A 10,764-nucleotide genomic window follows, 5' to 3' on the forward strand; every position below is an offset into this window, starting at 1 on the left:
GTTTGGGCCGGTCGCGCGGAGATCCCAGCGCGGTGAAACTGCGGGTGCTAAATTAGGTCTGACCTTAAGTCCATATATGTGGGTGAAGGAGGCGCGGTGTCCGACAACGGTTCCAGTCGCTCGGCGATCACCCTGGGACCCGTGGACGTGCCCAAGGCGCCCGACGTCTTGGCGCGTGAGCTTCGTGAGCGCATCCTCAGCGGTGAGCTCGAGGAGGGCGCGGCGCTGCCGGCCGAGCGCGAACTGGTCAAGCAGACCCAGATGAGTCGGGCGACGGTGCGTGAAGCCTTGCGCATCTTGGAGGTGCAGAACTTGGTGCGGGTGCGGGCCGGGCGCGCCGGTGGCGCATTCGTGGTGCGTCCGACGACGGCGTCGATGGCCAGTTCGGTCGGAATGATGATTCGGGGCAGGCGGATCAAGTTGGCCGACCTGATGGAGACCCGAGAGGCACTGGAACCGTTCTGCGCCGAACTGGCGGCCACCAATCGCACCCGCGACGAGCTGGCCGTGCTCGAGCGCGCCAACGACGAGATCGCCGATCCGCAGGCAGATCTTGGACAGTTCCTCGAGGCCAACCTGAATTGGCACGTCGGTGTCGCGGTCGCCGGTCACAACGAGCTGCTGATCGGATTCATGACGGCGTTGTCGCAGGCGATCTATGCCGGCACGGAGAACGCCGCCTTCGTCGACGACAAGGTGCGTGCGGTGACCGTACGCGCGCACAAGTCGATCACCAACGCAATTCGCGACAAGGACGGCGAAGCGGCCGGGCGCCGGATGCGCCGACACGTGCACAGTTACGCTGCGGCCGCTCTGCAGGTCGATCAACGCGATTCCATCACCGTCGACGATTGAGCCACCTCGGCGGTGCCGGCGAGCACCGTCTGACGGATGGCCTCGACCGCGCCCGCGTTCTCGGCACCGGACAGGTCACCAGGGTCGGCGTCCAGTGCCGCGGCGCGGATGGCGCGGCGCAGGATCTTCGCCGAGCGAGTCTTGGGCAGCGCGGCCACCCGCCAGATGCGTGACGGTGCGAACGGCTTGCCGAGCTGGGTACTGACGATCGCCTTGAGTTCGGCGGCCACCGCGTCGTCGGTGGCGTCGCTGCCGAGACCGGCCCGCCCCACCCAAAACGCCCAGACCGCCTCTCCCTTGACCGGGTCGGGAACGCCGACGGCGGCGACCTCGGCCACCGCCGGATGGGTGGACAGCGCCGATTCCACCTCGGCTGGGGCCAACCGCTTGCCGGCGACGTTCATCACGTCATCGGAACGACCCAGGATGAACCACTGGCCGTCCTCGTCGACCATGGCGAAGTCGCCGTGAGTCCATAGCCCGGGAAACCGCGACCAATATGCCTCGCGGTAGCGCTGGTCGTCCTTCCAGACTCCGCGCGTCATCGCCGGCCACGGCTGGCGGCACACCAGTTCCCCCACCTGGCCTCGTAACGGCTGGGCGTCGTCGTCCACGACGTCGACGTCCATGCCCAGCGAGGGTCCGCCCAACGAACAACTGTGAATTGGCTCCACCGGGTACGGCGCCAAGAACGACCCACCGACCTCGGTGCCGCCGGAGAAGTTGATCACCGGTACCCGGCCGGCGAACACCTCGCGCGCCAGCCAGTCATAGGAGTCGGGGTCCCAGGGCTCGCCGGTGGACCCCAGCACGTGCACCGAGGACAGATCATGGCTCTTGATCTCGGTGATGTCCGAGCCCTTCAAGGTGCGGATCAGCGTCGGGGAGACCCCGAGCATCGAGATCTGGTGGCGGGCCACCAGATCCCACAGTCGGTAGTTGTCCGGGACGTCGGGGGAACCCTCGTAGAGCATCAACGTGGCGCCGTTGGCGTGAGTGCCGATGATCGAGAGGGGACCCATGATCCAGCCCATGTCGGTGATCCAGCAGAAGACGCCGTCGGGCCCGACGTCGAACGAGTAGGCCACCTCGCTGGCGGTCTTCACGAGGAACCCTGCGTGCGTGTGCACCGCGCCCTTGGGCCGTCCCGTCGTGCCCGAGGTGTAGGCGAGGAGCAGGGTGTCGGTCGACGCCATCTGCTCGGCCGGTTTCGTGTCGGGACCGGCGACGAGCAGATCGTTCCACGCGACGTCGCCGGCCACATGCTCACCGACGACCACGACGTGCCGAACCGTCGGGCAGCTCGTCACCGCCTCCCGGACCTGCGGGGTCATGGGCACCGTGCGACCCCGCCGGACGGTGGACCCGGCGACGACGACCATCGTCGCGGACGCATCGGTGAGCCTCGAGGCGATGGCGCCGGCCGCGAAGCCGGAGAACAGCGGCACGATCACCGCACCCAGCCGGGCGAGCGCGTAGAAGGCGACGACGGCTTCGGGGATCATCGGCAGGTAGAGGGCCACGGCGTCACCGCGAGCGACACCCAGGTCCCGCAGTCCGCGTGCGGCCCGGGCGACCTGGGCGTCCAGCTCGCCGTAGGTCAGGGTCGTGACCGTGCCGTCCTCCGCCTCGTGGACGACCGCGACGCGCAGCCGGGCCTCGAGGTCGGCCGCCCACCTGCTCAGGCACGCGTCCACGACATTGAGCTCGCCGCCGACGAACCAGTCCGGGTCCTGGATGCCCCGACTCAGGTCCACCACCTGGTGGTAGGGGGTGGAGAAGGGCAGCCCGAGATCGGTGACGACCGCGTCCCAGTACCAGCCGATGTCGGCCACCGAACGGGCGCGAAGCTCCGCGATGTCGGCCGCTCCATGCCGGCGGGCCAGCCGGGTCACGTTCGCGTTCTCCACGTACTCGTCGGTCGGGGTCCACAGGTAGTCGTTCATCGCGGCAGCCCGAGCAGCCGCTCGGCCACGATGTTGCGCTGGATGAACGTGGAGCCGCCCGCGATCGCCGTACCCCGGGCCTGATACGCCAACCGCGTCCATCGCGCGTCGGCGGCGTCCTGCTCCTCCGGGGCGAGCTGGCCACCGAGCGGGGCGAGGGTCATCCGGAAGTCGGCCAGGTCCTCCACCAGCGGGCAGAAGAACAGCTTGCCGATCGACGTGACGGGCCCGGGCGGGCCGTCGTCGGCGGCGATGGTGAGCACCCGCTGGCCGATAGCGTGGTGCACCAGCGCACGCCCGTAGAGGTCGGCGACCTGTTGGCGCACCAGGGGATCCGCGCCCAGCGGGCGGCCGCCGTCCCCGGTGCGGCCACGGACGTCGGCCACGATGTCGTCCACCGCGCGCTTCGTGTTGACCCGGCCCGTGGCGATCCCGACTCGCTCGAACCCCAGCGTGGCCATCGCGACCTTCCAGCCGCCGTCGACCTCGCCGAGCACCAGGTCGTCGGGCACGAAGACGTCGTCGAGGAAGACCTCGTTGAACTCGGCCTCGCCGAGCATGTGACGCAGCGGCCGGACGGTGACCCCGGGGCTGTCCATGGGCAGGAGGAAGTAGGTGATGCCGCGGTGGCGCTCACCGCCACCGGTGCGGGCGAGCAGGATGCCGTTGGCCGAGAGGTGCGCGCGGCTGGTCCAGATCTTCTGGCCGGTCAGGCGCCAGCCGCCGTCGGCGCGCACGGCCTTGGTGCGCAGCGAGGCAAGGTCGGAGCCGGACTCCGGCTCGGAGAACAGCTGGCACCACAGCTCGTCGCCGGTGAGGATCGGGCGCAGGAACCGTTCCTTCTGCGCGTCGGTGCCGAAGGCGACGATCGTGGGGCCGGCGAAGTCCTCCCCCACCGTGTTGAGCTTGTCGGGCGCGCCGGCGCGGTCGGCCTCCTCGGAGAACACCGCCCGGATCTTCGCGTCCGCGCCCTGGCCGCCGTACTCGCGCGGCCAGGACATGCCCGCATAGCCGGCCTCGAACAGCAGCTTCTGCCACTGGCGCCAGAACGGCAGCTTGTCAGCGAGGTCGGCCGGCTCGGGCCACGGCAACGTCGGCAGCGCCTCGGCCAGCCACGCCCGCACGCGCGCCCGGAACGCGGCCTCCTCCGGTGAGTCGGCGAGATCCATCGAGGTCCCTTCGTCGTCCTACGTTCAATTATACTATTGGTCAGACCAAATGCCAAAGGATGGACGAGCGCGCAGCCGGGCGACGGGCTCAGCGCATGCGCCACACCGGATCGCGCTTCTCCCGGAAGGCTGCGACGCCCTCGTTGATGTCCTCTGTGGTGAAGGCCAGCGCAAGCTGCGACCGCAGCGCGTCGAGCGCTTCACGCAGAGGCATGTCACGGCTGGCTGCGAGAGCGTTCTTGCCCATCCGCATCAGCAGTGGCGACTTGGCGGCGATCCGGTGCGCCCACTCGCGCACCGTCGTGTCGAACTCCTCCGCCGGGACGACGGTGTTGACGATGTTCAGCCGGTGGGCTTCCGTCGCCGAGATCAGGTCGCCGAGCATCATCAGCTCATTGGCCTTCATGCGGTCGACGTTGCGGTAGATCAGCGCGGAGATCATGAACGGGAACACGCCGATGTTGATCTCCGGGCAGCCGAAGCGGACGCCCTCGCGCGCAATGACCAGGTCGCAGGCGAGCGCCAGCCCGAACGCCCCGGCCAGCACATCGCCGCCTGCAGCACAGATCACCGGCTTGCCCAGTTCGGCGATCGTCAGGAAGAGCCGGGGAAAGCGCTCGAGGCCCGCATACTTCTCGATCGTCGGCATCTCGCCTGCGAATGCCTTCAGATCGCCGCCCGCGGAGAACACCCGCTCGTGCGAGGAGCCCACCACGACCGCACGGACGGCGTCATCGGCCCGCGCCGCCTCGAAGCGTGCCAGAAGTTCGTCCAGCATCGCGTCGCCGAGTGCGTTGCGGCTGTCGGGATGGTCCAGGGTCAGCCAGGCGACTCCGTGATCGTCGGTCTCGTACCCGACCCGTGACGTGGTCATCAGCGTGCTCCGTTCGTTCGGACCCTGCGCGGATCCTTCGGTCATGTCTCGCGGGTGCGCAGGACGACCTTCCCGAAGCCCGCACCGGACTCCAGGTAGCGATGCGCCTCAGCGGCTTCCGACAGTGGGAACTCGCGGGCGACGGGGGGCAGTACAACCCGGCACCGCTCGATGAGGTCGACGAGGCCCACGAAGTCGGTAGGGCTGCCCATCGTGGTGCCGAGGAGGTCGTACTGGCCGAAGTAGAAGCGTCGGACGTCGAGATCGGCCCGTTCGGCCGACACCGAGCCGAGCACGACAACCCGCCCGCCAGGGCGGACGGCCTCGAGTGCGGGACCCCAGGTTCCGACGGCGTCGAGCACGACGTCGAACCCCACCCCGTCCGGTGACTGCGCCCGCGCGATCGCCGGCCATCGGGGGTCGTGATAGCTCACCCCGCCCGCCGCACCGAGCCGAACCGCCGCATCGATCTTCTCGCTGGTCGAGGACGTGACATGAACCGCAGCACCGGCCGCACAGGCGAGGGTCACCGCCATCGTCGCTACCCCACCGCCTGCCCCGAGGACCAGGAGTGACTCACCTGACTGCAACCGGGCTCGGGTGAACAGGGCCCGGTAGGTTGTCAGTCCGACGAGCGGGAGAGCCGCGGCCTGCGCCCAGGTCAGACCCGCCGGCTTCGGCACGACGCACTCGTCCGGCACCCGCACGTACTCGGCGTACGTCCCCGGCCGGTGGTCTCCGAGGATCTCCCAGCGCGGGCCAGGGGCACGCTCGTCGGTACCCCACCACAGCGACGGGAGAACCATCACCTCCAAGCCGTCGTCGACCCGGGTTCCCGCACCGTCGCAGCCCGGCACATGCGGAAGGGGCGAGCCATACCGACCCTGTCTGACCAGGACGTCGTGCCAGTTGAGCGCCGCAGCCTCGAGCCGCACCACGGTGTATCCGGGCTCCGGCTCCGGATCCGGAAAGTCCCCGTACACCAACCTGGAGGCGTCACCGAATCCCTCAAGCACTGATGCTCGCACGCTGTCCCCTCTCGTTCAGGCCCCGCCGCTCTCGGCAGCCGACTCTGGTCGTATGTTCTTTTGGTCAGACCGAAAGCCGACAGTGAGGACGGACCATACCGTGAAGCCCGAAGAGTTCACCGACGTCATCTACGAGGTCGACAACGGCCTCGCGACCATCACGATCAACCGGCCCGATCGCTACAACGCCTTCCGCGCCCGCACCGTCGACGAGCTGGTCCTGTCGTTCAAGTACGCCTGGGCCGACGACCAGGTCGGCACGATCTGCCTCACCGGTGCCGGGGAGAAGGCGTTCTGCACCGGCGGCGACCAGAAGCAGCGCATGGAGACCGGGGACTACGGGCCGTCCGAGAGCGGCCTGTTCGAGGTGGACGCCCTGCACCGCGTGATCCGCGACGTTCCCAAGCCGGTCATCGCCGCCGTCAAGGGCTTCGCGATCGGCGGCGGCCACGTGCTGCACCTGCTGTGCGACCTGACGATCTCCGCCGACACCGCCGTCTACGGCCAGAACGGCCCGCGCGTCGGCTCGTTCGACGCCGGATTCGGCACCGGCCTGATGGCCCGCGCCATCGGGGAGAAGCGGGCGCGGGAGATCTGGTTCCTGTGCCGCAAGTACTCACCCCAGCAGGCGCTGGACTGGGGCCTGGTCAACAAGGTCGTCCCCGCCGCCGACCTGCAGACCGAGGTGCGGGCCTGGGCCGACGAGATCATGCAGCTCTCCTCCACCGCGCTCAAGGTGCTCAAGCAGTCGTTCAACACCGACACCGAGCACTTCGCCGGCATCGGGCAGATGGCCTACTCCGCGCTGAAGCTGTTCGGTGAGTCCGAGGAGGCGCAGGAGGGCATCACGGCGTTCAACGAGAAGCGCAAGCCGAACTTCGCCGCCTACCGCAGCCACTGATGCCGGTGGACGTCTCTATGCCGGATCTGCTGGCCGGCAATCGGATCTGATCGCCGGAGGCGGCACCGGGCTGCGATGCGGTCCGCCCACCGGCGGCGTCACCGCATCGCAGGAGGCGCGTCATGTCGTCGACGAGCCACGTTCCGGGAGAGGCTGCGGCATCGGCGCTGATGGTCACCCGACCTTCGGGGCAGCGTCATGACCGCCCCCCGCAGCCGCTCGAAGGAGACCTGCACTAGGACGGGAACGCCGGATCGCCATCGCCACCGTGTCCGGTGCCAGGGGTCAATCTCAACCGGCTTCGACGCACGCGGCAAGAGGATCACCCGCAAAGCTAGCGATACCAGCAAGACCGAGGCCAGAACAAGCTCAGAGAACTGCTGCGCGACCACGACCACGACGTAGCCGTCGCGCCCTCGAAATACACCGTCGTCGAAGCCGTCCGCGACTGGCTCACCTATGGGCTGCCCAACAGGTCCCCCGCGACGGTGGCGAACTACTCGACGATCGCCGAGACCCGCATCACGGCTCGGATGGGCCGATGCAAGCTTCGCGACCTCTATGCCGACGACCTCGACCGCTGGCTCTGCGCACAAGGTCAGCACCCGCGCTCTGCGGCTGATGCACTCCATCCTCAGCCGATCGGTGATACGCGGAATGGCCCATGACAAGGCCAAACGCAACGTCGACGCTCCGTGCGCGTCCCCACCGGGCAGACTGGCCGCCCGTCCAAGTCCCTTGACATGGGACCAGGCGGAACGACTCGTCGGCGCCGCGAACGGTTCGTCGCTGCACGCCTACATTGTGCTGTCGCTACTCACCGGGGCCCGCACCGAAGAGGTCCCGATGAACTGCGCCGGACCGCGGCCGAGATGGGGTTGTTCGGCTACGCGAGCCCGTCCGAGTGGGGTGGGATCGGGCTCGACCTGATCCAGGACGTTGAGCTCGCACAGGAGTTCGGCTCCACCGCGCTGTCGCAGCGGTCGATGTCCGGCACCGACAACGGCATCGCTGGCCAGGGTCCTGGTCGGCTTCGGCACCGACGCGCAGAAGAAGGATGGGCCCACTCGGATCGCCTCCTGTGAGATCGTGGCCGCCGTCGCCGTCGCCGCCCTCGTCGAACCCGGCGCCGGGTCGAGCCCGGCCGGCCTGCGCACCCGGGCCCGCCGCGTCGGGGACCACTGGGTGATCGACGGGCAGAAGAAGTACATCACCAACGCGTCCTCGGCCTGGCCTGTTCGTCGTCTTCGTCCACTACGCCGACGCGGCGCCCGGTGCCTCGGACATCGCCGTGTTCCTCGTGCCCGCGAACACGCCCGGCGTCACCGTCGGCCCGAAGGACGCCAAGATGGCCAGGAGGGATCGACCACATCTCCGGCTCCGGCATCGGCGGGCCGCTCCAGGACCGCAGGGCCTACGACATGCTCGTCCAGGCCGAGACCGGGATGATCGCCGTGACCGGCACCCCCGGGACCCCGACCAAGACCGGCGTCCCCAACGCCGACGTCTACTCCGCCATCTCGGTTCTCAGCGCCCAGTTCCGCCGCGAGCGCACCGGTGAGGGCGCCGTGGTCGATGTGTCAATGTTCGACTCTACGGTCGAGTTGATGGGCCACCCGCTCTACATGCAGCTCTACGGCGGTCACCAGATCCCCGCGCCTGCGGCTGAGCCACGCCGCGATCGCCCCTACGACGCCTACCCCACCGCCGACGGCTCGGTCCTGATCGGCGTCCACAACGACCGGGGCTGGCACACCCTGGTCAGCGACGTGTTCGGCTCCACCGCGCTCGCCGACGGCGCCCGCTGCGCCACCAACATCGAGGGCGCCGCGAAAGCCATCGCGCACGTGACCAAGTCGCGATCTTGGTCGGCGCCGACGTCTCCAACGGCACCCCGTCACGAGACGGTCGCCCGTGTCACCCAGGAGCTCGGGCCGCCGACTGTACTGGTGAACGACGCCGGGTTTCACCAAGAGCATCGCCATCGAGCTGCGACGCTTCGGCGTGGCCGCGGCTGCATCGCGCCGGGGTTCATCGCCAGCGACATGACCCGCGCGACCGCCGAGCGACTCAGTGTGCCCTGGGAGCAGTACATCCGGGACCCGGGCTGTGCCCATTCCGGTACAGAGGGCCGGGGAGGTCGACTACATTGCGCAGGCGGTCTCGTTCTTCGTCGACAGCAGGTCCGGCTTCGTCTCCGGCTAGGTCCTGTAAATCGCGGGCGGACCAAGAACCTGACGTCGATCGGACCGATTGCCATACGTCCTCCCAGCATATGGGTGCTGCTCAGGTGAAGGCAGGGAGCTCGGTGTGTGCCGGCCCCGATGATCAGCGTGTGGACCTCGTCGTTGCCCTCGTAGGTGCGCACGCTCTTCAGGTTGTTGGCGTGCCGCAGGGGCGAGTGGTCCGTGTGTCCTCGCTGCTAATCCAGGTCGATGTCGACCTCGGAGGACTGGGTATCGCGCTCCCGACTGCTTCCGGGCCCGGCATCGGGATCGGGGGTCAGGTCGTGGGCGTCGGCGTGCTCCATCCGGCGATCGCGCCAGCGCTGCACCGACGCCGCAGCCTCGCCGCGCAGCCGCTGCAGGGCGGCCTCGCGGGCCCGGGACCGGATCCCGGCCAGGGTGTCCTTGGTGTGCTGCTGGATCCGGGCGATGTCGGCTGCGGTATTCGTCAGGCCCCCACCGCGATGCCCCTCGTCGACCGTCCGGTCTGGGCCGGCTCCTGGGGAGCCGTCACGGCCGCGTGAACCCGCGGCGGCCGCGGTGCCGGTTGCCGCGGACTCGTCGCTCATCGCGTCATGGCCGCGGCTGATCTGCCCGTCCTCCGACGCACGGCTGGGGAGAGGGAGGTCGCGGCGGGTGAGTTCCTCGGCGGCCAGCCGGGCCCGCTGCTCAACCCGGGCCGTCGTCTCGGTCCATGCGGCGCGATCACGGTAGGTGCGCTCGAGCTCGCCCGCTCGCAGGGCAGCGACATCGGCGGTCTCGGCGGCGGTGTGCATGATGTCGACCCGGGTCACGGCATCCGGTGCGGGGTTGGTGGCGGTAGCGAGTTCCGCCGCGCCAAGGATCGCGTCGCGGCGGGAGGTCTCGGCGACCTGGTGGGCGTCGCGCAGCTGGTCGGCGACATACGCGGGCGCCCAGGCCTGGGCGCGCTCCCACGCCGCGACGTGCTCGTACAGGACGACGTCCGATGCGCCGCGGAACTCGACCTCCTCGGCCGGGACGCCGAGCGCCCGAGTCGCGTGCCGCCACAGGGCGCGATGCAGGACCTGCTCCGGTGACGGCGCCGCGCCCAGCGACAGCTGTGCGTCGTCGATCCCGGCCAGCTCCCGGTAGGCGCCAACGGTGCCTGCACGGCGCTCCCACTCCAGGCGATCATCGGGATCCTCGGGGGGTGTGCCGAGATGGCCGGTGGCCCACTCGGGGTGCTGCGCCGCGGCGGTGTGTCCGATCTCGGCCTGCCGGTCCGAGGCGAGCACGGCCAGGTCGTGCAGGAACTGCCCCACCGGGCCGTCGACGGGTGGGCTCCACGTCGTCCAGTCCTGCGGGTCGACGATCTGCTCGGGGACCCGGTCGCGGGTGTGGAACCGGATCCGCCAACGCAGCACATCAGCCACCGACCCCGACTCACCCACACCCCGCCCTCCAGCGCCGCGTTCACCGACCCCGCTCCCCTCACCCGGGCTGTCCTCGACGGCAGGACTGGCGACGGCACTGCTGTCGGCGGAGCGGCTGTAGGCGGAGCGGCTATCGGGCGCATCGCCGCGGATCGGGCTGCCGCCCACAGCGACGGCGGCGGTGAGCAGCGAGTCAGGGTGGTGTCCGGCCAGCTCGGCCTCGCGGAGCGCCCGCAACAGCCGCGGAAACCCCGGCTCGGCCACCGCCCGCTCCACCACCTCCACAGGTAGCAGGCGGGTGAGGGTGTCGGTGTAGCGGGCCCGGGCGGTGTCGGCGCTGGTCTGGTCGAACACGGTGGCGATCCAGGCCAG

The 10,764-nt window shown here is 69.6% G+C and carries 8 protein-coding genes and 1 pseudogene; 4 read left to right on the top strand and 5 right to left on the bottom strand.

Annotated features, from left to right (window positions below; genetic code table 11):
- The first annotated feature begins 96 nt into the window (after positions 1-96).
- A complete protein-coding gene (locus JWR81_RS27635; protein WP_297659235.1) occupies positions 97-855 on the top strand; it encodes a FadR/GntR family transcriptional regulator in 759 nt (252 codons plus the stop codon).
- On the opposite strand, the gene JWR81_RS27640 is transcribed toward JWR81_RS27635, so the two are convergent.
- The 4 genes from JWR81_RS27640 to JWR81_RS27655 form a co-directional block, all read right to left on the bottom strand.
- Positions 825-2,801 (bottom strand): AMP-binding protein, encoded by a 1,977-nt coding sequence (locus tag JWR81_RS27640; protein ID WP_297659237.1) that lies wholly within the window; start codon positions 2,799-2,801, stop codon positions 825-827. The genes JWR81_RS27635 and JWR81_RS27640 overlap by 31 nt on opposite strands.
- Positions 2,798-3,970, bottom strand: a complete 1,173-nt coding sequence (locus tag JWR81_RS27645; protein ID WP_297659239.1) for an acyl-CoA dehydrogenase family protein — start codon at positions 3,968-3,970, stop codon at positions 2,798-2,800. Before JWR81_RS27645 ends, JWR81_RS27640 begins: the two co-directional genes overlap by 4 nt.
- 88 nt (positions 3,971-4,058) lie before the next feature.
- Complete coding sequence (locus JWR81_RS27650; RefSeq protein ID WP_297659241.1) at positions 4,059-4,889, bottom strand: enoyl-CoA hydratase/isomerase family protein; 831 nt, start codon at positions 4,887-4,889, stop codon at positions 4,059-4,061.
- Complete coding sequence (locus JWR81_RS27655) at positions 4,886-5,650, bottom strand: zinc-binding dehydrogenase (protein WP_297659243.1); 765 nt, start codon at positions 5,648-5,650, stop codon at positions 4,886-4,888. The genes JWR81_RS27650 and JWR81_RS27655 overlap by 4 nt, the downstream gene beginning before the upstream one ends.
- 322 nt (positions 5,651-5,972) lie before the next feature.
- Between JWR81_RS27655 and JWR81_RS27660 the strand changes: the two genes are divergently transcribed.
- The 3 genes from JWR81_RS27660 (at position 5,973) to JWR81_RS27670 (ending at position 9,067) form a co-directional block, all read left to right on the top strand.
- A complete protein-coding gene (locus JWR81_RS27660; protein ID WP_297659245.1) occupies positions 5,973-6,773 on the top strand; it encodes an enoyl-CoA hydratase-related protein in 801 nt (266 codons plus the stop codon).
- 743 nt (positions 6,774-7,516) lie between these two features.
- Positions 7,517-7,858, top strand: a complete 342-nt coding sequence (locus JWR81_RS27665; protein WP_297659247.1) for an acyl-CoA dehydrogenase family protein — start codon at positions 7,517-7,519, stop codon at positions 7,856-7,858.
- Between the two features lie 336 nt (positions 7,859-8,194).
- A complete protein-coding gene (locus JWR81_RS27670; protein ID WP_297659249.1) occupies positions 8,195-9,067 on the top strand; it encodes a CoA transferase in 873 nt (290 codons plus the stop codon).
- Positions 9,068-9,195: 128 nt separating this feature from the next.
- Here the strand turns inward: JWR81_RS27670 and JWR81_RS27675 are convergent.
- Positions 9,196-10,764, bottom strand: a pseudogene (locus tag JWR81_RS27675) (hypothetical protein); the annotation flags it as partial.

This window comes from Pseudonocardia sp. (assembly GCF_025965585.1).
Lineage (GTDB): Bacteria > Actinomycetota > Actinomycetes > Mycobacteriales > Pseudonocardiaceae > Pseudonocardia.